This is a genomic window from Streptomyces sp. NPDC056128 (assembly GCF_042263835.1).
GTDB lineage: Bacteria > Actinomycetota > Actinomycetes > Streptomycetales > Streptomycetaceae > Streptomyces.
The window spans coordinates 29,385-50,238 of sequence record NZ_JBHJVQ010000027.1 but is presented as its reverse complement, the minus strand read 5'-3'; the positions used below and the strand labels follow the sequence as shown (position 1 = coordinate 50,238).

Here is a 20,854-nt window from a genome sequence, read left to right as displayed (position 1 = left end):
CACGTCACGGCGGGCGGCGATGCCCGACCGACCTGCGTGGGCCCGGCCCGGTGGAGGACGGCGCCGGCGAGGGTGGTCGGCCAACGCGGCGCACGTGGGCGAGGGCGTGCCGTCCTCCCCGCCCACCCGCCGGAGGCTTACGCCGCCTTCGCCTTGCTCGCGTACATGTCCACGTACTCCTGGCCCGACAGCCGCATGACCTCGGTCATCACGGAGTCGGTCACGGCGCGCAGCACGTAGCGGTCGCGGTCCATGCCCTCGTAGCGGGAGAACTCCATCGCCTCGCCGAAGCGGACCGTGACCCTGCCCGGCCGGGGCAGACCCGCGCCGCCCGGCTGAAGCTTGTCGGTGCCGATCACGGCGAACGGGACGACGGGCGCGCCGGTCATCAGCGTCAGCCGGGCGATGCCGGTGCGGCCGCGGTAGAGGCGGCCGTCGGGGGAGCGGGTGCCCTCCGGGTAGATACCGAAGACCTTGCCCTCCTCCAGGATGCGGCGGCCGGTCATCAGCGCCGCGACCCCGCCCCGGCCGCCGTCCCGGTCGACCGGAACCATGCCGACGCCGGTGAAGAACCAGGCCATAAGCCGCCCCTTGAACCCCTTGCCGGTGACGTACTCGTCCTTGCCGATGAAGAAGACCTGCCGGTCGCAGTTCAGGGGCATGATCACCGAGTCGATGAACGTGAGGTGGTTGCCGGCCAGGATCACCGGTCCGTCGCCCGGGATGTTCTCCACGCCCTCCACCCGTGGGCGGAACATCAGGCGCATGATCGGGCCGAGCACTGCCTTGATGAGCGCGAAGCGGGACAACGGGTCCTCCGGTGTCGGGGATGCGGTATGAGTCTGTGCAGGTGAGGACATTACTCGCGGCCCAGGGGGTCACGCACCTCGGGTCACCCGGGTCTTACGCGGTGTTGACGCGTGTTCACCTGCGGTGCCGTCGTGTTGCGCGGCGGTAACGTCCTCACGCCGGTGTGAGGCAGGTCGCGCCCGGGAGCCCGGTGTGTCGCCGGTCCCGGTGTGCCGACCCGGCCCGGATCGAAGCACGGGCGCCGCCCGCACCGTACGAGGCGCGCCGCCGGAGCCGCGCCACCGACCCGTGTGACATCGCGTACCCCCGCAGACCGCCCCCAAGCCGACGGCCCGTCAGCCATCCGCGCCCACCATCCTCAGGGGCACCCGGCGTCCCGCTCGTATCGCGTACGACATCACCCCGCACCCGCGTGTTCCGGCCCCGGTCTCCCACTCGTCATGTACGCGCCCCTACGATCGGCCCGCACCGACGTCGACGGCAGGAGGCCCTGATGGGAACGCAGGAGTCGGACGAGCAGGCGGGCGGCACCGGACGGCGCGCGCTCCTCGGAGCGGCGGTGCTCGGCGCGGGCGGAGCCGTGTTCGGCCTGTCCGGCACGGCGAGAGCCGCCGGCACCGGGCACGGCGGGGGACACGGCGGCGGCGTGAAGGGCCTGCCCGTCCCGACCGTCATCGGCCACCGCGGCGCCAGCGGCTACCGCCCCGAGCACACCTTCGGCTCCTACGAACTCGCCCTCGACATGGGCGCCGACATCGTCGAGGCCGGCGACCTGGTCCCGACCCGGGACGGTCACCTCGTCTGCCGCCACGAGCCCGAGATCGGCGGCACCACCGACGTCGCCGACCACCCCGAGTTCGCCGACCGCGAGCGCACCAAGCAGCTCGACGGCGTCTCCACCACCGGCTGGTTCACCGAGGACTTCACCCTCGCCGAGCTGAAGACGCTCCGCGCGACCGAGCGCATCCCGGCCAACCGCCCGCACAACACCCTCTACGACGGCCGCTGGGAGATCCCCACCTTCGAAGAGGTGCTCCGCTGGCAGAACGAGCAGACCCGCAGGCGGGGCAGGCAGGTCTGGATCTACCCCGAACTCAAGCACCCCACCTACTTCCGCAAGCTCGGCCTGGGCACGGAAGAGCGTCTCGCGCGGCTGCTGCGCAAGTACGGCAAGGACCGCAAGAACTCGCCCGTCATCATCCAGTCCTTCGAACCCACCAGCATCCAGCGGATGAACAGGCTCGTCGGCAACCCCCTCGCCGTCCTGCTGTCCGGCGCGAACAGCCGCCCCTGGGACTTCGTCGAGACCGGCGACCCGCGCACCACGGCCGACCTCATCACGCCGAAGGGCCTCAAGGAGATCGCCTCCTACGCGCAGGGCATCGGCCCCACACTCGACCTGATCATCCCGAAGGACTCCGCGGGCCGGCTCACCGAACCGACGACCCTGGTCCGCGACGCGCACCGCGCGGGCCTGATCCTGCACCCCTACACCATGCGCAACGAGAACCCCTTCCTGCCCGCCGAGTTCCGCAAGGGCGGTGACCCCGACGCCTACGGCGACGTCTTCGGCGCGTTCCGCACGTACTTCGCCACCGGCATCGACGGCATCTTCACCGACAACCCGGACACCGGCGTGCTGGCCCGCGAGGACTTCGTCAACGACTGAGCGCCCGCCCCCGGTTGGGGTGAGCTTCGGCCGTCCGGGCAACCCGCCGCCCGGGCGGCCGCGTCGACGTGCATATGACGCACGACCTGGTCACCTCCCTGAGCCCCCTGCTCACCGCCGAGGCCGCGGCCGAGGCATATGCGTCCGGGGCCGAGCCCGGCGACCTCGAACAGGCGGTCTGGCTGCGCCTGCTGGAACGCGTGGAGACCGACGGCCCGCCCTCCGACCCGCACCGCTGGCTGCGCCGCGCCGTCCGCACCGAGGCCCGCCGCACCCGCCGGACGACCCGGCACGAGCGGCCGTACGAGACCGAGCCCGCCGGTGCCGCCGAGCACGAGCCCGAGCAACTCGCCCTCGCCGCCGCCCGGCACCGCGCCCTGCGCGACGCGGTGCGCCGGCTGCCCGGCCGCTGCCCCCGGCTGATGGAGGCGCTGTTGTCGCCGAGAGACCTCACATACCGGGAGATCGCGGGGGAGTTGGGTATCTCACAGGGCAGCCTTGGCCCGGAACGTTCCCGATGTCTGGGATGTCTGCGCCGATTGTTGACGCCGGAGGTTGCGGCCCGCTGAGGACGGGGATAGGAGTGGGGGACCACAGGTGATCAGGTGAGCGGGAGGCATGCGCACATGGGCATGAGCGTGACCATCTCGGCGGCGACCGAAAAGGACGCCGAGCAGATCTTCCGGTTGCAGTACCTCTGCTTCCAGAGCGAGGCGGCGCTGTACGGCAACTACCGCATCGACCCGCTCGTCCAGACCCTGGACTCCGTGCGCGACGAGGTCGCCGCCGACTGCGTCTACGTGGCGCGGCTCGGCGAGGAGGTCGTCGGCTCGGTGCGCGGCCGGGTGAGCGAGGACGGCGCCGCCGCCATCGGCAAGCTGTGCGTCCATCCCCGGCTCCAGGGACACGGCATCGGAGCCCGCCTGCTGCGGGCCGCCGAGGCCGCCCTCGCCGACGAGCGGGGCGCCAAGCGCTTCCGCCTGCACACCGGACACCGCAGCGAGAGCGGCCTGCGGCTGTACCGGCGGGTCGGCTACGAGACGGTGGGCACCGCCCAGGGCGAGGACGGCGTCCCCATGATCGTCCTGGAGAAGCCCGCCCAGGCGTACGCGACCACGGCCTGACGCACCGCCGGGACCGTGCGGCGGCGCTACGCGGTGCGGGCCCGGCGCAGCCAGTACAGGGCGGACAGCGGCAGCAGTACGGGAATGAAGAGGTAGCCCATCCCGTAGTCGGACCACACGGTCGCGTCGTGGAAGGCGGACGGCTCCACCATCGTCCAGGTGCCGACCGTCAGCACGCCCACCAGCTCGGCGGCGCAGCACACCACCGCCGCCCTGCGGGCCGTCTCGCCGCCGCGCACCAGCGTGTAGGTGATGAACCCGTACACGAGACCCGCGAGGGCGGACAGCGTGTAGGGCAGCGGCGCCCGGTCGAACTCGGTCGCGATCTGGTACGCGGAGCGGGACACGGCGCCGACCACCATCACGCCGTACAGCCACACCAGCAGGATCCCGGGCCCGCTGATCAGCCGCGCACCGGCCGGCTTCTCCTCCGTGGCCACCACGTCAGCCTCCCCAGATGTCATACAGCCGCACCTCCAGGACGGCGAGGACGACGCCGCCCGCGGCCACCGTCACCGAGCCCCAGCGGGTGCGCTCGGCCAGCGACATGAACCCCGCCGCCGGGACACAGGCGAAGGCGCCCAGCAGATACGCCACGAAGATGGTCGTGCCCTGGTCCGGCTCCTCGCCCCGCGCCAGCTGCACGATCCCGACCACGAGCTGGACCAGCGCCAGCAGCGAGACCACGGCCATGCCGATGAAGTGCCAGTCCTTGGTCGGCTGGTCACGGTAGGCCGCCCAGCCGCACCAGGCGGCGAGCAGCAGCGCGGCGACACCGGTCACCAGTGTCAGGGCGTCAAGCATGGCAGCGAGCCTATTACGGCCCAAAAGGCCCGCCGTCCCCGGCCCCGCCCGCCGCACCCGGCACCGACCCGCGGCGGACCCGTAGGGTCGGGGGCATGAAGCTCCACGCACAGGCCCTGCTGTTCGACAACGACGGAACCCTCGTCTCCTCCCTCGAATCCGTGGCCCGCTGCTGGACGCGGTGGGCCGGTGAGTACGGGATCACCGCGGAGGAGTTCGCACGGGTCGAGCTGCACGGCCGGACCGCCGCCGAGATAGCCGCCGACCTGCTCCCCGCCCACGCGGTGCCGCGGGCCGTCGCGCGGATCGAGCAGCTGGAGGTCGAGGACGTGCCGAACGGCGGCGTACGACTGCTGCCCGGCACCCGGGACTTCCTCGACGCGCTGCCCGCCGACCGCTGGGCGGTGGTCACCTCCGCGACCCGGCGGCTCGCCGAGGCCCGGCTCGCGGCCGTCGACATCCTCCCCAAGAACCTCGTCGCCGCCGACGACGTCACCCGCGGTAAGCCCGCCCCCGAGCCCTACCTGCTGGGCGCCCGCTTCCTGGGCGTCGACCCGGCCGACTGCGTCGTCTTCGAGGACGCCCCCGCCGGTCTGCGGGCCGGTCGCGCCGCCGGGATGCGGACCGTGGCGTTGGCCACAACCCACCGGCCCGGCGAACTCGACGCCGACCTGGTGGTCACCGACCTGTCGGCCTTGTCCCCACTGGTCACCGACGCGGGCATCGAGATCGTCGTCCGGGGCTGATCCACCGGCCCGCGACCACCCACCGTCCACGGCTGTCCACCATCCGGACAGCGGCGTCCGGTCACGAGCACACGTCTGCTTTACTGATCGCATGAGCACGACGAGCGACCGCACCCCTGCGACCGAGGCGACGATGACGCCCGGTGCTCGTTGTATGTGCCGCATCGCTCCTCGCACGTGTCGAATGTGCGCCTTCTAGAGGGCCCCTGCACCACCTGAGCCTCGCGCCCCGAAGCGAGCGCCGCTCATGACCGCCACCGCGCCCCGCGCACGCGGCTGAGCCACGCCCCGCGCACGCGTTTCTCCCCGGTCAGCCGGGTCGCACCGCCACCGCGAGAACGTGCCGCGTTCCGAAGGACCCCAAGCCCCCGAAGAACAACGCCCCGTGCCCGGCGCCCACCACCGCGCCGCGCACTCGACAGTGACGGAAACCCACGTGATCACCACATCGGGCCTCACGAAGGTCTATCGCTCACGCGGCCGCGAGGTCACCGCCCTGGACGGCGTCGACCTGCACGTCCGCGAGGGCGAGGTGTACGGCGTCATCGGCCAGTCCGGCGCCGGCAAGTCCTCGCTCATCCGCTGCGTCAACCTCCTGGAGCGGCCCACCGCCGGCACGGTCACCGTCGCCGGCCAGGACCTCACCGCGCTGGCCGGCCGCGGCCCCCGCGCGAGCCGCGAACTGCGGCAGGCGCGCAGCCGTATCGGCATGGTCTTCCAGCACTTCAACCTGCTCTCCGCGCGGACCGTGCGGGACAACGTCGAACTGCCGCTGGAGATCCTCGGCAAGTCCGGGAAGGAACGTTCCCGCAAGGCGCTGGAGCTGCTCGACCTCGTCGGCCTCGCCGACAAGGCGGGGGCCTACCCGGCCCAGCTCTCCGGCGGCCAGAAGCAGCGCGTCGGCATCGCCCGCGCCCTGGCCGGCGACCCCAAGGTGCTCCTCTCCGACGAGGCCACCAGCGCCCTCGACCCGGAGACCACCCGCTCCATCCTCCAGCTGCTGCGCGACCTGAACCGGCAGCTCGGTCTGACCGTCCTGCTCATCACCCACGAGATGGACGTCGTCAAGACCATCTGCGACTCCGCCGCCCTCATGGAACACGGCCGCATCGTCGAGTCCGGCACCGTCGGCGAACTCCTCGCCACCCCGGGCTCCGAACTGGCCGCCGCGCTCTTCCCGGTCGGCGGCGACGCCTCCGCCGACGACCGCACCGTCCTCGACATCACCTTCCACGGCGAGGCCGCCACCCAGCCGGTCATCTCCCAGCTCTCCCGCACCTACAACATCGACATATCGATCCTCGGCGCGGCCATCGACACCGTCGGCGGCCTCCAGGTCGGCCGGATGCGCATCGAACTGCCCGGCCGCTACGAGGACAACGTCGTGCCCGTCGGCTTCCTGCGCGAACAGGGCCTCCAGATCGACGTGGTGAACGCGACGAGCGAAGCGCCGTCCCCGCTGGTGAAGGAAGGTGCCAAGTGACCTGGTCCGAGATGCAGCCCCTGCTGGAGCAGGCCTCCTGGGAGACCCTGATCATGGTCGGCTGGTCCACCCTGATCGCCGTCGTCGCCGGACTCCCGCTCGGTGTCCTGCTCGTCCTCAGCGACCGGGGCGGACTGCTCCAGAACGTCGTGGTCAACAAGGTCGTCGGCCAGGTCGTGAACGTGGGCCGCTCGATGCCGTTCATCATCCTGATGGTCGCGCTGATGAGCTTCACCCGCTGGGTCACCGGCACCACCATCGGCAGCGAGGCCGCGATCGTGCCGCTCGCCATCGGCGGCATCCCGTTCTTCGCGCGGCTCGTCGAGACCGCCGTGCGCGAGGTCGACGGAGGGCTCGTCGAGGCCGTCCAGTCCATGGGCGGCAACACCTGGACCATCGTCCGCAAGGTCCTGGTCCCCGAGGCGCTCCCGTCGCTGATCGCCAGCACCACCACCACGATCATCGCGCTCATCGGTTACTCGGCCATGGCCGGCACCGTCGGCGGCGGCGGCCTCGGCGACCTCGCCGTCCGCTACGGCTACCAGCGCTTCGAGACCGGGCTGATGTGGATCACCGTCGCGCTCCTCGCCGTGGTCATCTCCCTCATCCAGTTCGCCGGCGACTTCGCGGCCCGCACCCTGCACAGCCGCGGGCGCGGCGGCGCCGCCCCCGGGCTCCGGCTGCTCAAGGCGAAGGAACCCGCCGCGGCCGACGTCAGCAAGGTCGCCTGACTCCCCAAGAACCCCCCGTATTACCCGAAACGGGGTCGCACCACCTCAGGAAAGGCACTTTTCGTGCGTAACACCGCCAAGATCACCACCGCCGTACTCGCCACCGGAGCCCTCACCCTCGGCCTCTCCGCCTGCGGCTCGGACAAGGACTCCGCCTCCGACACCTCCGGCCCGCTGGTCGTCGCCGCGACGCCCGTCCCGCACGCCGAGATCCTCACCTACGTCAAGGACAACCTGGCGCAGAAGGAGGGCCTCGACCTGGAGGTCAAGGAGTTCACCGACTACGTCACGCCGAACACGGCGACGGAGGACGGCTCGGTGGGCGCCAACTACTTCCAGACCGAGCCCTACCTCGCGGACTTCAACAAGAAGAACGGCACGCACCTGAAGTCCGTCGCCTCGGTGCACCTGGAGCCGCTCGGCCTGTACTCCAAGAAGGCCGACAAGGCCGGCGACCTGAAGAACGGCGCGACCATCGCCCTGCCCAACGACACCGTCACCGAGGCCCGCGCGCTGCAGCTGCTCGCCTCGGAGGGCCTGATCACCCTCAAGGACGGCGCGGGCAACTCGGCCACCACCGCCGACATCACCAAGAACCCGAAGAACCTCGAGTTCAAGGAGCTGGAGGCGGCTCAGACCCCGCGCTCCCTGAACGACGTCGACGCCGCGGTCATCAACGGCAACTACGCCCTCGAGGCCGACCTCAAGCCGACGAAGGACGCCCTCGTCCTGGAGTCCGCCAAGGACAACCCGAACGTCAACCTCCTCGTCGTCAAGGAGGGCCAGGAGGACGACCCGCGGGTCAAGAAGCTCGCGAAGCTCCTCACCTCGCCCGAGGTCAAGAAGTACATCGAGGACAACTTCGCCGGGTCCGTGCTCCCCTCCTTCTGATCCGTCTCCGATCCGATCCCGATCCGATCCCGATCCGATCCGGATCCGAACAGCGCGTCCCGCACCGGGTCCGCTCCGCGCGCGCGGAGCGGACCCGGTGGTGCGGTTGAGTGCTTTCATGCTGCATGCTGGGCAGTTCGAGCAGGCCCTGACGGTTACACAGGTTACGGAGCGGCGCATGACGAGCACCTTCCCCAACATCTCCATCAGCACGGAGCGGTTGGTGCTGCGCCCCCTCGACGAGGACGACGTCCCCGCCCTCGCCGCCATGATGAACGACGAGCAGGTCGCCGCCTGGACCCACGTCCCCCAGCCCTTCACCGAGGACGGCGCCCGCACCTGGATCGGCGACCACGCCCCCGCCGAGCGCACCTCCGGCCGCGGCCTCGACCTCGCCGTCACCGAGTTCCTCACCCAGCGGCTGGTCGGCGTCGTCCAGCTGGCCAAGACCAACTGGCACGTCCGGTCCACCGAACTGTCGTACATCGTCGCCCCCTGGGCCCGCGGCGAGGGATACGCCTCCGAGGCGGCCCTCGCCACCGCCCACTGGCTCTTCGGCGACCAGAAGCTCGAACGCGTCGAGCTGCGCACCGCGGCCGACAACACCGCCTCCCAGCAGGTCGCCCAGAAGATCGGCTGCATCAGCGAGGGAGTCCTGCGCAACGCGTGCATAGCGCGGGTCCGCACCGAGGACGGCCTCTGGACGGACGTACGCACCGACTTCATCGTGTGGAGCCTGCTGCCGGAGGACCTGGAGGGTGCGTCCGGCCAGCTCACCGACAACGGTGACTTCACCACCTTCACGGACTGGAACTGATCCCCGGGGGCCGACGCCGCCGCCGCTCCGCGACCGGGCCGCAGCGGGTACCCTCACGGGGCGCGCCCGCGCATGGTTTCGCGACCACGACCTGCGAAATTCCTGGAGACTGACGACGATGGCCGACCGTGTCACGGTGATCGGCTGGGACGGTTCACCGCTGACCGCCGCGGCACGCTCCGCACTGGGCGCCGCCACACTGGTGGCCGGCGCCGCCCACCACCTGGCACTTCCCGAGGTACCGCCCACCGCCGAGCGCATCCGTCTCGGCAGCGTGGCCCTCGCCGCCCGCCGCATCGCCGCCCACCGCGGCACGACCGTCGTCCTCGCCGACGGCGACCCCGGCTTCTTCGGCGTCGTACGCACCCTGCGGGCGCCCGAGTTCGGCCTGGAGGTGGAGGTCGTCCCCGCCGTCTCCTCCGTGGCCGCCGCCTTCGCCCGCGCCGGGATGCCCTGGGACGACGCCCATGTGGTCGTCGCCCACCCCCGCACCCTGCGACGCGCGGTGAACGTATGCCGGGCCCACACCAAGGTCGCGGTCCTCACCTCCCCGGGCGCCGGGCCCGCCGAACTCGGCCTGCTGATGGAGGGCGTCCACCGCACCTTCGTCATCTGCGAGGAACTCGGCACCACACGCGAGCGGGTCACCGTCGTCACCTCCGACAAGGCCGCCGACCACACCTGGCGCGACCCGAACGTCGTCATCGTGGCCGGCGGCAGCGTCGGACCGGGCACGGCACCCGACGGCGCCGGCTGGATCGCCGGCCGCGACCCCGCCGTCGGACCGCGCGGCTGGTCCCTGCCCGCCGAGGCGTACGCCGGCCCGCTGGGCGAGGGCGAGACCGACCTGCTGCGCACGGCCCAACTCGCCAGGCTCGGCCCCCGCCCGGGCGACCTGGTGTGGGACATCGGCTCCGGCAGCGGTGCCTTCGCCACCGAGGCGGCACGCGGCGGCGCCGCCGTCATCGCCGTCGACCGCGCCCCCGACGCCTGCGCCCGCACCGAGGCCACCGCGCGCCACTTCGGCGTCCGAATCCAGATCGTGCACGGCACCGCGCCGCACATCCTGGAGAACCTTCCCGAACCCGACGTCGTCCGTGTCGGCGGCGGGGGAGCGGCCGTGGTCTCCGCGGTCGCCGACCGGCGCCCGCAGCGCATCGTCGCGCACGCCGCGACCCGTGACGCGGCCGAACTCGTCGGCAGGGACCTGACGGAGCACGGGTACCGGGTCGAGTGCGCCCTGCTCCAGTCCGTCGGACTGGACACCCGGGCCTGGACGGAGACGGAGCGGAGCGTCGCGTTCCTGCTCAGCGGGGTCCTTCCGGACCGCGCCCCGTGATCGGTTGTTCATACCGCGCGGGGTAGGCTGGCGGATTGTTGTACCGCACTCGGACACCCGGCATTTCGTCGGTCAATGTCCGCAGAAACCCGCCCGATCCGGGCCGGGTGTGGTACGGCAGAACCGGAGGACGCGCAACGTGGCGCAGTCCACAGCGGGCCGTCGCGGATCAACCTGTCGTGGCGGGGGAACGACCGCGACAATGCCACTGAATGGCTTTGTCGTCTTTTCCCGCGGGTCGTTCGTGCCGCTGGGCACGCACGCTCGTTCTTCACTGTGGGGCGGTCGGTGCGCCGCCCCGGGTGAGCTGGTCGTAGAAGCACTAACCGATGGGCGAGGGGTTACGCATGACCGACACCGGCCAGATCCCCGGCGAGGGGCTGCCGGAGAACGCAGGCATGGTGGAGCAGCCGGGCGTCCCCGCACCCGGCGCGTACACCTACCTCTCCGAGGCCGAAGCCGAGGACGAGGACCTGTTGTTGCTGCCGGGAGCCCAAGGTGCATGGGGCAACGAGGTCGCGCCACCGGCGCCGGAGCCGGTCGTCGAGACCGTGCACCAGCCGGGCCCGCACGAGCTGTCCGGCCGTGACAGCGGCTCGGTCGACCTCAATGGCGTCCGCCTGCCCGATCCGGCCCAGGACCCCGCGACCGCTCCGGTCCCGCCGCGCAGGCCCCTGCACCTCGGCCCGCCGATTCCCGACACCTCCGCCAGCCCGGTCCGCTCCCTCGCCGACCGCGGCCCGGCCGACGCTCCGGCACGGCACGCCGGACCGCCGACCGCCGGCCCGGAGTACCTCGACGTCCAGCAGGCCGCCGCGACGCCTCCGCAGGCCGCGGCTCCCTGGGGAGCGCAGGGCGCGCCGCAGACCGCGCAGGCGCCGGTGAGCGCCGCGGCGGGGCATGCGGAAACGGTTATTCCGGTACCGGAGCAGGCACCCGAGCCGGTGGGCGCCGCCCAGGCCCTCGTCACCCGCGTCGCCACGGAGGCCGTCGCGGCGACGGGCGGGACGGGCACGCCCGAGGCCGAGTCCGGCGAGGACTCCGCGCCGGTGGCGCACGTACCAGGCTCGGCGGAGGAGGAGTCCACTCCCGGGCCGGTCGCCGGGGAGCCCATCCCCGAGCCGGTTGTCGCGGAGCCAACTCCCGAGCCCGTCGCCGCGGAGCCCATCCCCGGGCCGGTCGCCGCGGAGCCCGCCCCTGAGCCGGTCGCCGCGGAGCCCGCCCCCGAGCCGGTCGTCACGGAGCCCACGGCCGACGCGGCTGACGAGGACCAAGAGGGCCAAGAGGCCCAGGCTGTCGAAGGAGCGGAAGGGGCCGATGGTTCCTCCGAGCCGCCGGCCCCGGAGGAACCGGCGGCGTGGGAAGAACCCCTGGCCGCCGAGACTCCCGCGCCTCCGGACGCCCCGCCGGCCGAGGCTCCCGCGCCGCAGGACGCCCCGGACGCCCAGGTGCCGGACATGCCCGTGCCGCCCGTCCCGGCAGCCGAACCTGCTCCCGAGGTGACCGAGCCCGAGCCGGCCCCGGCCGCCCCGGGGGCACCGATGGCCACCGCACCGCCCGCACCGCCGCAGCAGGAGGAGGTGCCGCAGCCCGAGCCGCAGGCACCCCCCGTACCGCAGGAGTCGGCACCCGCGCAGCCGGACATCGAGTTCGCCCCGCAGCCGCCCGCCGAGCCCGCCCCCGAACCCCACCTCACCGCCGAAGAGGTCCCGGCCCCGGACGCCCCGCAGGAAGACGTGCCTCAGGACATGGCCGTGTTCCCCGCCCCGCCCGAGCCCGCGGACACCGACCCGACTCCGGCCACCGCCACCGCCACCGCCGAGCAGCCCCAGCCCGAGCAGGCGCCCGTCGCCCAGGAACCGCAGCCCGACGACTCCGTCGGCCAGTTCCTGCCGGTCGACGGTGCTCCGGTGCCCACCACCCCGCATCTCGCCCCCACCCCGCCGGAGGCGTTCGTCCTCCCACCGGAGGCCCTGGCCGCGGAGCCCGGCACCGAGGACCCCGCGACGGACCCCGCACCCGAGGTCCCCGCCCCGCGCGAGGCCGACCCCGGCCTCGCCCAGAGCGCCGACGACCTGGACACCCACGCCGCCGACCAGGACGACCTCGTCGACGCCGCGCCTGCCACGGAGCAGCCGGCGCCCCCGGACGTACGCCGGTCCGCCGGACCCGCGGCCCCCGCCTATGACGACGCCGAGCGCGAGGCCGTACTGAAGGTCATGCGCGAGCGCCGCGACATCCGCAACGGCTTCCGAAGCGACCCCATCCCGCACGAGGTGCTGCTCCGCGTCCTGGAGGCCGCCCACACCGCGCCCTCCGTGGGCCACTCGCAGCCCTGGGACTTCGTCGTCATCCGCTCCGCCGACACCCGCCGCGCCATGCACGAACTGGCGATGCGGCAGCGCGAGGCGTACGCGAAGTCCCTCCCCAAGGGCCGGGCCAAGCAGTTCAAGGAACTGAAGATCGAGGCCATCCTCGACACCCCGGTCAACATCGTCGTCACCGCCGACCCGACGCGCGGCGGCCGGCACACCCTGGGTCGGCACACCCAGCCGCAGATGGCGCCGTATTCCTCCGCGCTCGCGGTCGAGAACCTGTGGCTCGCCGCCCGCGCCGAGGGCCTCGGCGTCGGCTGGGTCAGCTTCTTCGACGAGCGCGAGATGGTCCGCGCGCTGGGCCTGCCCGAGCACCTGGACGTCGTCGCCTACCTGTGTGTCGGGTACGTCGACGAGTTCCCGGACGAGCCCGAGCTGATGCAGGCCGGCTGGTCCAAGCGCCGCCCGCTGTCCTGGGTCGTGCACGAGGAGACGTACGGCCGTCGCGCCCTGCCCGGCGAGGCCCCGCACGACCTGCTCGCCGAGACCGTCGCGCAGATCCGCCCGCTGGACGCCAAGGCGCTCGGCGAGGCGTGGGAGCGGCAGAAGCGGATGACCAAGCCGGCCGGCGCGCTCGGCATGCTGGAGATCATCTCCGCCCAGCTCTCCGGACTCTCCCGGCAGTGCCCGCCGCCGATCCCGGAGCCCGCGGCCGTCGCGGTCTTCGCCGGCGACCACGGGGTGCACGCCCAGGGCGTCACCCCTTGGCCGCAGGAGGTCACCGCCCAGATGGTGGCCAACTTCCTCGGCGGGGGAGCGGTCTGCAACGCGTTCGCCACCCAGGTCGGCGCCGAGGTCTGCGTCGTCGACGTCGGCGTCGCCACCGACCTGCCCGCGACGCCGGGCCTGCTGCCCCGCAAGGTCCGCGCGGGCACGTCCGACATGACCACCGGCCCCGCGATGACCCGAGAGGAGGCCAAGCAGGCCATCGAGGTCGGCATCGAGACCGCCCGCGACCTGGTGGCGGCCGGCAACAAGGCGCTGCTCACCGGCGAGATGGGCATCGCCAACACCACCGCGTCCGCCGCGCTGATCTCCGTCTTCACCGGCGCCGACCCCGCCGAGGTCACCGGCCGGGGCACCGGCATCAACGACGAGACGCTGGCCCGCAAGACCGAGGTCGTCCGCCGCGCCCTGGAACTCCACCAGCCGGACCCGGCCGACCCCCTGGGCGTCCTCGCCGCCATCGGGGGGTTCGAGCACGCCGCCATCGTCGGCCTGCTCCTCGGCGGCGCCTCCCTGCGCACACCGGTGATCCTGGACGGCGTCAGCGCCGGCGCCGCCGCCCTGGTGGCCCGGGCGATCGCCCCCGAGGTCCTCGCGGCCTGCATCGCGGGCCACCGCAGCGCCGAGCCGGGACACGTCGCCGCGCTCAACAAGCTCGGCCTGCGCCCCCTGGTCGACCTGGACCTCCGCCTCGGCGAGGGCACCGGCGCGCTGCTGGCCCTGCCGATGGTGCAGAGCACCGCGCGGGCGATGCACGAGGTGGCGACCTTCGACTCGGCCGGGGTCACCGAGAAGTAGCACCGCGACGCGCCGGACGGGGCGGGGCGGGACAAGGCGGCGGGAGATCCGTCGCCACCGTCCCGCCACCGCCCCGGCCCGGCCGTACGCTGGACCGACCTCGTGCCGCCCGTGCACGTCTTTTACAATCCGCACGTATCCCCACGTCAGGGCCGCTCCACCGACGCAGCGCCCCACCGCATGTCAGGACGAGGAGCCCACCCTGATGGCCGAACACCCCGCCTACCCCGTAGGCCTCCGCCTCACCGGCCGTCGCGTGGTCGTCCTCGGCGGCGGTCAGGTCGCCCAGCGCCGCCTGCCCGCCCTGATCGCGGCGGGCGCCGACGTCCTCCTCGTCTCTCCCTCGGCGACCGCGTCGGTCGAGGCGATGGTGGACGCGGGCGAACTCACCTGGGAGCGTCGCCGGTACGCGGAAGGCGACCTCACGGACGCCTGGTACGCCCTGATCGCCACCAGCGACGCCGAGGCCAACGCCGCCGCCTCAGCCGAGGGCGAGCGGCGCCGCGTCTGGTGCGTCCGCGCCGACGACGCCGACCGGGCCACGGCCTGGACCCCGGCGTCCGGCCACAGCGCGGGCGTGACCGTCGCCGTGCTCACCACCGACGCGCGCGACCGGGACCCCCGCCACACCGCCGCCATCCGCGACGCGGTCGTGGAGGGCCTGCGCGACGGGACGCTCGTCGCCCCGCACCAGCGCACCCGCGCCACCGGGGTCGCCCTCGTCGGCGGCGGCCCCGGCGACCCGGACCTGATCACCGTCCGGGGGCGCCGCCTGCTCGCCGAGGCCGACGTCGTCATCGCCGACCGGCTCGGCCCGCGGGACCTGCTCGCCGAGCTGCCGCCGCACGTCGAGGTCATCGACGCGGCGAAGATCCCGTACGGCCGTTTCATGGCCCAGGAGGCCATCAACAACGCGCTGATCGAGCACGCCAAGCAGGGCAAGGCCGTGGTCCGGCTGAAGGGCGGCGACCCCTTCGTCTTCGGCCGGGGCATGGAGGAGGCCCAGGCGCTCGCCGAGGCGGGTATCCCGTGCACCGTCGTCCCCGGCATCTCCAGCTCCATCTCGGTGCCCGGCGCGGTCGGCATCCCGGTCACCCACCGCGGGGTCGCCCACGAGTTCACCGTGGTCAGCGGCCATGTCGCCCCCGACGACGAACGCTCCCTGGTCGACTGGGCGTCCCTCGCCAAGCTCACCGGCACCCTCGTGATCCTCATGGGCGTCGACAAGATCGGCCGGATCGCCGAGACCCTCGTCGCGCACGGCAGGTCCCCCGAGACGCCGGTCGCCCTGGTCCAGGAGGGCACGACGGCCGCCCAGCGCCGGGTGGACGCGACCCTCGCCACCGTCGCCGACCGGGTCGTCTCCGAGGGGGTCAGGCCGCCCGCCGTCATCGTCGTCGGCGAGGTCGTCGGCGTGGGCCCGCACGGGACGGTCTGACATGGGCGGCATCGTCACCATCGACGACCCCGGCGACCCGCGTCTGCACGACTACACGAACCTGACCGACGTCGAACTGCGCCGTCGCCGCGAACCCGCCGAGGGCCTGTTCATCGCCGAGGGCGAGAAGGTCATCCGGCGGGCCGGCGAGGCGGGCTACGCGATGCGTTCGATGCTGCTGTCCGCCAAGTGGGTCGACACCATGCGCGACGTCATCGAAGAGGCCCCGGCCCCGGTGTACGTCATGGACCCGGCCCTCGCCGAGCAGGTCACCGGCTACCACGTGCACCGCGGCGCCCTCGCCTCCATGCAGCGCAGGCCGCTCCCGGCCACCGCCGACCTGCTGCGCACCGCCCGTCGCGTCGTGGTCATGGAGTCGGTCAACGACCACACCAACATCGGCGCGATCTTCCGCTCCGCCGCCGCCCTCGGGATGGACGCGGTCCTGCTCTCCCCGGACTGCGCCGACCCCCTGTACCGGCGCAGCGTTAAGGTCTCGATGGGCGCGGTCTTCTCCGTGCCCTACGCCCGCCTCGACACCTGGCCGGCCGGCCTGGAGACGGTCCGCGAGGAGGGCTTCTCGCTGCTCGCCCTCACCCCGGACGCACGGGCCGAGCCCCTCGACGAGGTCGCCCCGCACCGCATGGACCGGGTGGCCCTCATGCTGGGCGCCGAGGGCGACGGGCTGTCCCGTCGGGCGCTGGCCGCGTCCGACACCTGGGTCCGCATCCCGATGTCCCACGGCGTCGACTCCCTGAACGTGGGCGCGGCGGCAGCGGTCGCCTTCTACGCGGTGACGGTGGGCCGCCCCACGGCGTAGCCCGCGGCTACCGCCCCGGTGCCGGGTCCCCGGAGAGGTATCCGCCGCCGGGCACCTGCACCCGCTCCTGCGCCGCCCGTACGACACCGCGGTCGTCGCCGAGCCCCTGCGACGGGCCCTGGCAGCCCTGCGCGACGGCGATACCCAGCGCGACCAGCAGCGTCACCACCACGAAGACGAACAGGCGCTGCCGCAGCAGCCGCGGGTTCGCGGGGCGGCGCCGGCCGGTTCCCGTGGTTCTCGGCCCGGTGCGGCCGGTTCCGCTGCGCGGTCCCGGCCGGCCGCCGTCGTTGCGTGCGCTGCCGCGCCCGGTGCCGTCGCGGGGGGCGGGCGTGGACCGGGACGCGGGCCGGGCGCCCGTACCGCCGTTGCGCGACGGCGTACCTCCGCGCGAGGGCGTACCGCCGCGCGACGGAGCGGCGCGCCGGGGCGCCGGCCCACGGGACCCCGGGGTGCTCCGCGGCGCCGGGGTGCCCTGCGGACGCCGCGGCGCGCGCTCGGGGTAGGTGTCGGCGAGCCGTCCCGTCGGCAGGTCGGCCTCCGCGCTGCGCGGCGCTGGCGGCCGGGCGTCGGGCAGGCCCTGGGCCTCGCGGGCGGCGATCTCCTTGAGCCGCAGCGACAGTTGCAGCGTGCTGGGGCGTTCCTCGGGGTCCTTGGCCAGACAGGCCCGCACCAGCGGCGCCAGCGCGTCGGGGACGCCGTGCAGCTGGGCCTCCTCGTGCACCACGCGGTACAGCATCACCTCGGAACTGCCGTGCCCGAAGGGCGAGTCGCCCATCGACGCGTACGCCAGCGTGGCACCGAGCGAGAACACGTCCGTGGCCGGCGTGACCGCCGCCCCGCGCACCTGCTCCGGCGCGAGGAACCCGGGGGAGCCGACCGCGGTGCCCACGTGCGTGAGGGTGGAGGCGCCCGTCGCCCAGGCGATGCCGAAGTCGATGATCCGCGGCCCCTTCGGGGACAGCAGGATGTTGGACGGCTTCAGGTCCCGGTGCACCACCCCGGCCTCGTGCACCGCGACCAGCCCCTCGGAGAGGGCGGCGCCCACCGCGGCGACGTCCGCCGCGCCGAGCGGGCCCCCGTCGACGACCTTGTCGTGCAGGGAGGGGCCGGGCACGTACTGCGTGGCGAACCAGGGACGGTCCGCGTCCAGGTCGGCGGCGACCAGCCGGGCGGTGCAGCCGCCCCGGATTCGCCGGGCCGCCGAGACCTCACGCGCGAAGCGCGACCGGAACTCCTGATCCTCGGCCAGGTCCGGCCGGATGACCTTCAGCGCGACCCGCTGCCCCTTCTTGTCGGAGCCCAGGTAGACCACGCCCATCCCACCCGCGCCGAGCCGCCTGTGAAGCCTGAACGAGCCGACGACGCGCGGGTCCTCGCGCCTCAGGCGCATCATCGCCATGTTCATCCCCGCTGCCCGGTCCCTGTGACGAGCCACAGCTTACGTTTCCACGGCCGCCCGCGCGCAGAGGCCGCGCCCTCTCGCGACGACGGATTGTCAGTGCCGGGTGCGACAGTTGAGGGGCGGTCAGGGAACAAGAGGGCGCCCTGGCCCCGGACCGCCGGTGATCCCAACCGACCGTCGCGGGCGGGGGATTGGGTCCGGGGAGGAGGGCGGGAGATGCGGGTGGGGGGTTCAGGGGAGGCGCCGGGTGCCTGCCGTGCGGGGCCGGTCCGGGTCGGACGGCGGGCGGAGACGGGGGCGTACGGGGCGGTGTCGGAAGTGAGCGAAGTCACCGGACAGCCCGGAGATACCGGGGCACGGTGGGCACCCCGTCCGGGAAGACCCCGAGACCCGGGACCCGGTCTCCACCCAGGGGAGTACTCCGCTGGTCATGGCTCATCCTCCGGGAGGCCCGGCAATCGGTACGAGGGCATGACGTCCGGCGATCCCCGGACGCCTAGATTTGAGGTCAAGCGGCGGGTGCAGCACTCGTCCCCCGAGGTCAGACACCCGCCGCTTGCCAAGAACACCGGAATCGGTCAGGAGAGGGACCATGGCCCAGACGCTGCCGCGGACGCTGGTCCGCACGCGGGAGACCCGCCGTCAGGGCCGCCGCCACCCCGCGGTGGCGACGCTCATGGCCCTGCCCCTGGCGGTCCTGCTCCTCCTCGTCTTCGACGGGTGGGAGACAGTGGCCACACAAGCGTCGTCCGTGGGTGTGGTGCTGGGGCGCTGAGCGGCGCCCCGGGCCCGGAAGAGCGGTCCGGGCGGGGACATCCATCCATGAAACCCCGTGGGGACGGGGGTGCGGCGGACGGCAAGAATGCCGGCGCAGCTGGGGAGCTGCGCCGGCATTGCCGTGTCCGAGGGAGCGGTGCGTACCCTCACCCGGTGACCACGGACGCCCTCCTCCCCGCCCTCGCGGCCCGCGTCAGGGCGACGGCCCACGCCGACACCCCGGCCTGCCCCTGCGGCGCGGCCACCCTCACCACCCTCGCCGACCGCCCGGACGCCACCGTCGTCCGGCACGCCGGCACCGTCGCCAAGGCCCACGCGGCGGACGCCGACCCCGCCGCCCTTGCCCGCCGCGTCGAGGTCGCCGCCCGGCTCCCCGGCGTGCTCCTGCCGCCGCTCGCCCCCACGCCCGTGACGCTGCACGGACGGCTCGTCACCTCCTGGCCGTACGGCACCCCCGTGGACCCCGAGGATCCGGACGCGGCTCCCTGGGAGGCGGCGGCCGTACTCCTCGCGCGCCTCCACCGGGCACCGGTGCCCGCCGCCGTACCCGCGATGCGCGGACCCGCGAAGGCGGCCGAGGCCGTCGCCCGCCTCCGGACCGGCGCCCCGGACCACCCCGCCACCGCCCCCGTGCTCCGGGCCTGGGCGGACCTGCCCGCCTGGGCGCGCGGCGAGGCCGCCCCGCCGACGGCGGCCACCCTGGTCCACGGCGACTTCCACCTCGGCCAGCTCGTCCGCCACCCCGTCCCCGGAGGGCCCTGGCTGCTGATAGACGTCGACGACCTCGGCACCGGCGTCCCGGCCTGGGACCTGGCGCGCCCGGCGGCCTGGTACGCCTGCGGACTGCTCCCGCCCGACGAGTGGCACCGCTTCCTGACCGCCTACCGCGCCGCCGGCGGCCCCGCCGTCCCGTCCGACGGCGATCCCTGGCCCGCCCTGGACGTCCCGGCCCGCGCCCTCACCGTGCAGACCGCGGCCAGGGCCGTCACCAAGGCGGTCGCGGCGGACCGGCCCCTGGACGAGGTGGAGCTGCCCCTGGTCGACGCCTGCGCCCGCATGGCCGCCGTCCGCCCCTGAGCCCCAGGCGGTTGAGCCGAATTTCCGCGAAGTAGGGTGCAACCGACCCGCGGCCGGACAGAGTCTGTCCTGGCGATACGCGAAGCAGGACCGACCGGCGAGGAGTTGAGCCGTCCATGCAGTGCCCCAAGTGTCACGCACCGATGCACACCTACAACCGCAACGGCGTTCAGATCGAGCAGTGCAGCGGCTGCCGCGGCATCTTCCTCGACTACGGCGAGCTGGAGTCGCTGACCCGCCTGGAGGCCCAGTGGTCCCAGTCCGCTCCGCCGCCGGCCCCGCCCGCCGCCCCGCAGGCCTACCCGGCCGCGCAGCAGCCCGCCTGGGGTGCCCCGCACGGCGGCCACGGCCACGGGCACGGCCAGTACGGTCACCACCGTCAGAAGGGCTTCGGCCGGATGCTCTTCTCCAGCTGATCCGGATCTCCGGCTGATCCGGACACGACGAAGCCCCGGCCGTACGAGACGGCCGGGGCTTCGGTGGGTGTGGACGATACTGGGATTGAACCAGTGACCTCTTCCGTGTCAGGGAAGCGCTCTCCCGCTGAGCTAATCGTCCTGGGAGTGCTGCGATGGTGCGAAGTGCTGCGTGCGCGATACTGGGATTGAACCAGTGACCTCTTCCGTGTCAGGGAAGCGCTCTCCCGCTGAGCTAATCGCGCGGGGATCCATACGGATCGGTGATCCTTGCGGACCAGTGGACGATACTGGGATTGAACCAGTGACCTCTTCCGTGTCAGGGAAGCGCTCTCCCGCTGAGCTAATCGTCCTTGGAGGTGGAGACGGGATTTGAACCCGTGTAGACGGCTTTGCAGGCCGTTGCCTCGCCTCTCGGCCACTCCACCAGGAGTGTAGGAGGTCCGGGAGACCCCCTGTTCCTGCGAGCGGACGACGAGGCTCGAACTCGCGACCTCAACCTTGGCAAGGTTGCGCTCTACCAACTGAGCTACGTCCGCCTGTCGGTTCGGTCCGCTTGCGCGGCCCGGCGACGTGATGAACTCTAGCGGATACCGGGGCCAGTACAA

General features: G+C 73.3%; 19 protein-coding genes and 5 tRNA genes. 15 read left to right on the top strand and 9 right to left on the bottom strand.

From position 1 onward, the window contains the following. Nucleotides 1–137: 137 nt before the first annotated feature. Entirely contained in the window at nt 138–809 is a 672-nt protein-coding gene (locus tag ACFC1X_RS32290; RefSeq protein WP_376360556.1) for a lysophospholipid acyltransferase family protein, read from the bottom strand. 494 nt (nt 810–1,303) lie between these two features. Here ACFC1X_RS32290 and ACFC1X_RS32285 point away from each other — a divergent pair, with 494 nt between their 5' ends. The 3 genes from ACFC1X_RS32285 (at nt 1,304) to ACFC1X_RS32275 (ending at nt 3,603) form a co-directional block, all read left to right on the top strand. Then, nucleotides 1,304–2,479, top strand: a complete 1,176-nt coding sequence (locus tag ACFC1X_RS32285; RefSeq protein WP_376360554.1) for a glycerophosphodiester phosphodiesterase — start codon at nt 1,304–1,306, stop codon at nt 2,477–2,479. Nucleotides 2,480–2,553: 74 nt separating this feature from the next. Further along, complete coding sequence (locus ACFC1X_RS32280) at nt 2,554–3,048, top strand: RNA polymerase sigma factor (RefSeq protein ID WP_376360551.1); 495 nt, start codon at nt 2,554–2,556, stop codon at nt 3,046–3,048. Between the two features lie 57 nt (nt 3,049–3,105). Next, the gene (locus ACFC1X_RS32275; RefSeq protein ID WP_376360682.1) at nt 3,106–3,603 is read left to right on the top strand and encodes a GNAT family N-acetyltransferase; all 498 of its coding nucleotides are present in this window, start codon (nt 3,106–3,108) and stop codon (nt 3,601–3,603) included. A 26-nt stretch (nt 3,604–3,629) separates the two neighbouring features. Here ACFC1X_RS32275 and ACFC1X_RS32270 read toward each other — a convergent pair whose 3' ends face one another. Further along, complete coding sequence (locus tag ACFC1X_RS32270; RefSeq protein ID WP_122617246.1) at nt 3,630–4,046, bottom strand: hypothetical protein; 417 nt, start codon at nt 4,044–4,046, stop codon at nt 3,630–3,632. 1 nt (nt 4,047) lies between these two features. Then, the gene (locus tag ACFC1X_RS32265; protein WP_122617245.1) at nt 4,048–4,407 is read right to left on the bottom strand and encodes a hypothetical protein; all 360 of its coding nucleotides are present in this window, start codon (nt 4,405–4,407) and stop codon (nt 4,048–4,050) included. Between the two features lie 95 nt (nt 4,408–4,502). On the opposite strand from ACFC1X_RS32265, the gene ACFC1X_RS32260 reads away from it, so the two are divergent. The 9 genes from ACFC1X_RS32260 (at nt 4,503) to ACFC1X_RS32220 (ending at nt 16,571) form a co-directional block, all read left to right on the top strand. Further along, complete coding sequence (locus ACFC1X_RS32260; RefSeq protein WP_376360547.1) at nt 4,503–5,153, top strand: HAD family hydrolase; 651 nt, start codon at nt 4,503–4,505, stop codon at nt 5,151–5,153. 436 nt (nt 5,154–5,589) lie between these two features. Then, nucleotides 5,590–6,636 (top strand): methionine ABC transporter ATP-binding protein, encoded by a 1,047-nt coding sequence (locus tag ACFC1X_RS32255; RefSeq protein ID WP_376360544.1) that lies wholly within the window; start codon nt 5,590–5,592, stop codon nt 6,634–6,636. Beyond that, nucleotides 6,633–7,367: a methionine ABC transporter permease gene (locus ACFC1X_RS32250; RefSeq protein ID WP_376360541.1), complete on the top strand. Its 735-nt coding sequence runs from the start codon at nt 6,633–6,635 to the stop codon at nt 7,365–7,367. The genes ACFC1X_RS32255 and ACFC1X_RS32250 overlap by 4 nt, the downstream gene beginning before the upstream one ends. A gap of 63 nt (nt 7,368–7,430) precedes the next feature. Beyond that, complete coding sequence (locus ACFC1X_RS32245; protein WP_376360538.1) at nt 7,431–8,258, top strand: MetQ/NlpA family ABC transporter substrate-binding protein; 828 nt, start codon at nt 7,431–7,433, stop codon at nt 8,256–8,258. Between the two features lie 178 nt (nt 8,259–8,436). After that, nucleotides 8,437–9,075 carry a GNAT family N-acetyltransferase gene (locus ACFC1X_RS32240; RefSeq protein ID WP_376360535.1) on the top strand — a complete coding sequence of 213 codons (639 nt, stop codon included), beginning with the start codon at nt 8,437–8,439 and terminating at the stop codon, nt 9,073–9,075. 118 nt (nt 9,076–9,193) lie between these two features. Continuing rightward, the gene (gene cbiE / locus ACFC1X_RS32235; RefSeq protein WP_376360532.1) at nt 9,194–10,414 is read left to right on the top strand and encodes a precorrin-6y C5,15-methyltransferase (decarboxylating) subunit CbiE; all 1,221 of its coding nucleotides are present in this window, start codon (nt 9,194–9,196) and stop codon (nt 10,412–10,414) included. A gap of 347 nt (nt 10,415–10,761) precedes the next feature. Continuing rightward, nucleotides 10,762–14,313, top strand: coding sequence for a nicotinate-nucleotide--dimethylbenzimidazole phosphoribosyltransferase (gene cobT, locus ACFC1X_RS32230; protein WP_376360529.1), 3,552 nt, complete (start codon nt 10,762–10,764; stop codon nt 14,311–14,313). 205 nt (nt 14,314–14,518) lie between these two features. After that, entirely contained in the window at nt 14,519–15,751 is a 1,233-nt protein-coding gene (gene cobA, locus ACFC1X_RS32225; protein WP_329469998.1) for a uroporphyrinogen-III C-methyltransferase, read from the top strand. A gap of 1 nt (nt 15,752) precedes the next feature. Continuing rightward, on the top strand, nt 15,753–16,571 hold the full coding sequence (locus tag ACFC1X_RS32220; RefSeq protein WP_376360525.1) for a TrmH family RNA methyltransferase: 819 nt from the start codon (nt 15,753–15,755) through the stop codon (nt 16,569–16,571). Between the two features lie 7 nt (nt 16,572–16,578). Here the strand turns inward: ACFC1X_RS32220 and ACFC1X_RS32215 are convergent, their stop codons facing one another. Continuing rightward, nucleotides 16,579–17,979: a protein kinase gene (locus ACFC1X_RS32215; protein WP_376360522.1), complete on the bottom strand. Its 1,401-nt coding sequence runs from the start codon at nt 17,977–17,979 to the stop codon at nt 16,579–16,581. 589 nt (nt 17,980–18,568) lie between these two features. On the opposite strand from ACFC1X_RS32215, the gene ACFC1X_RS32210 reads away from it, so the two are divergent. From ACFC1X_RS32210 to ACFC1X_RS32200, 3 genes are all read left to right on the top strand, one after another. Then, complete coding sequence (locus ACFC1X_RS32210; RefSeq protein ID WP_064726955.1) at nt 18,569–18,751, top strand: hypothetical protein; 183 nt, start codon at nt 18,569–18,571, stop codon at nt 18,749–18,751. 155 nt (nt 18,752–18,906) lie between these two features. Beyond that, the gene (locus tag ACFC1X_RS32205) at nt 18,907–19,830 is read left to right on the top strand and encodes a phosphotransferase family protein (RefSeq protein ID WP_376360518.1); all 924 of its coding nucleotides are present in this window, start codon (nt 18,907–18,909) and stop codon (nt 19,828–19,830) included. Between the two features lie 116 nt (nt 19,831–19,946). After that, a complete protein-coding gene (locus ACFC1X_RS32200; protein ID WP_376360515.1) occupies nt 19,947–20,246 on the top strand; it encodes a zf-TFIIB domain-containing protein in 300 nt (99 codons plus the stop codon). A 70-nt stretch (nt 20,247–20,316) separates the two neighbouring features. Here ACFC1X_RS32200 and ACFC1X_RS32195 read toward each other — a convergent pair. The 5 genes from ACFC1X_RS32195 to ACFC1X_RS32175 all read right to left on the bottom strand — a co-directional run bounded on the left by ACFC1X_RS32195 (nt 20,317) and on the right by ACFC1X_RS32175 (nt 20,785). After that, nucleotides 20,317–20,388, bottom strand: a tRNA-Val gene (locus ACFC1X_RS32195). Nucleotides 20,389–20,419: 31 nt separating this feature from the next. Then, nucleotides 20,420–20,491 (bottom strand) — tRNA-Val (locus ACFC1X_RS32190). A gap of 36 nt (nt 20,492–20,527) precedes the next feature. Continuing rightward, nucleotides 20,528–20,599 (bottom strand) — tRNA-Val (locus ACFC1X_RS32185). A 1-nt stretch (nt 20,600) separates the two neighbouring features. Beyond that, nucleotides 20,601–20,674: transfer RNA gene (locus ACFC1X_RS32180), tRNA-Cys, on the bottom strand. A gap of 38 nt (nt 20,675–20,712) precedes the next feature. After that, a tRNA-Gly gene (locus ACFC1X_RS32175) sits at nt 20,713–20,785 on the bottom strand. Nucleotides 20,786–20,854: the final 69 nt, after the last annotated feature.

Coding starts and splice junctions, on each gene's coding strand:
- ACFC1X_RS32285 (WP_376360554.1), top strand. CDS start 1,304: ATGGGAACGCAGGAGTCGGACGAGCAGGCGGGCGGCACCGGACGGCGC.
- ACFC1X_RS32275 (WP_376360682.1), top strand. CDS start 3,106: ATGGGCATGAGCGTGACCATCTCGGCGGCGACCGAAAAGGACGCCGAG.
- ACFC1X_RS32260 (WP_376360547.1), top strand. CDS start 4,503: ATGAAGCTCCACGCACAGGCCCTGCTGTTCGACAACGACGGAACCCTC.
- cobA (WP_329469998.1), top strand. CDS start 14,519: ATGGCCGAACACCCCGCCTACCCCGTAGGCCTCCGCCTCACCGGCCGT.
- cbiE (WP_376360532.1), top strand. CDS start 9,194: ATGGCCGACCGTGTCACGGTGATCGGCTGGGACGGTTCACCGCTGACC.
- ACFC1X_RS32220 (WP_376360525.1), top strand. CDS start 15,753: ATGGGCGGCATCGTCACCATCGACGACCCCGGCGACCCGCGTCTGCAC.
- ACFC1X_RS32215 (WP_376360522.1), bottom strand. CDS start 17,979: ATGAACATGGCGATGATGCGCCTGAGGCGCGAGGACCCGCGCGTCGTC.
- ACFC1X_RS32265 (WP_122617245.1), bottom strand. CDS start 4,407: ATGCTTGACGCCCTGACACTGGTGACCGGTGTCGCCGCGCTGCTGCTC.
- ACFC1X_RS32240 (WP_376360535.1), top strand. CDS start 8,437: ATGACGAGCACCTTCCCCAACATCTCCATCAGCACGGAGCGGTTGGTG.
- ACFC1X_RS32210 (WP_064726955.1), top strand. CDS start 18,569: ATGGCCCAGACGCTGCCGCGGACGCTGGTCCGCACGCGGGAGACCCGC.
- cobT (WP_376360529.1), top strand. CDS start 10,762: ATGACCGACACCGGCCAGATCCCCGGCGAGGGGCTGCCGGAGAACGCA.
- ACFC1X_RS32280 (WP_376360551.1), top strand. CDS start 2,554: ATGACGCACGACCTGGTCACCTCCCTGAGCCCCCTGCTCACCGCCGAG.
- ACFC1X_RS32200 (WP_376360515.1), top strand. CDS start 19,947: ATGCAGTGCCCCAAGTGTCACGCACCGATGCACACCTACAACCGCAAC.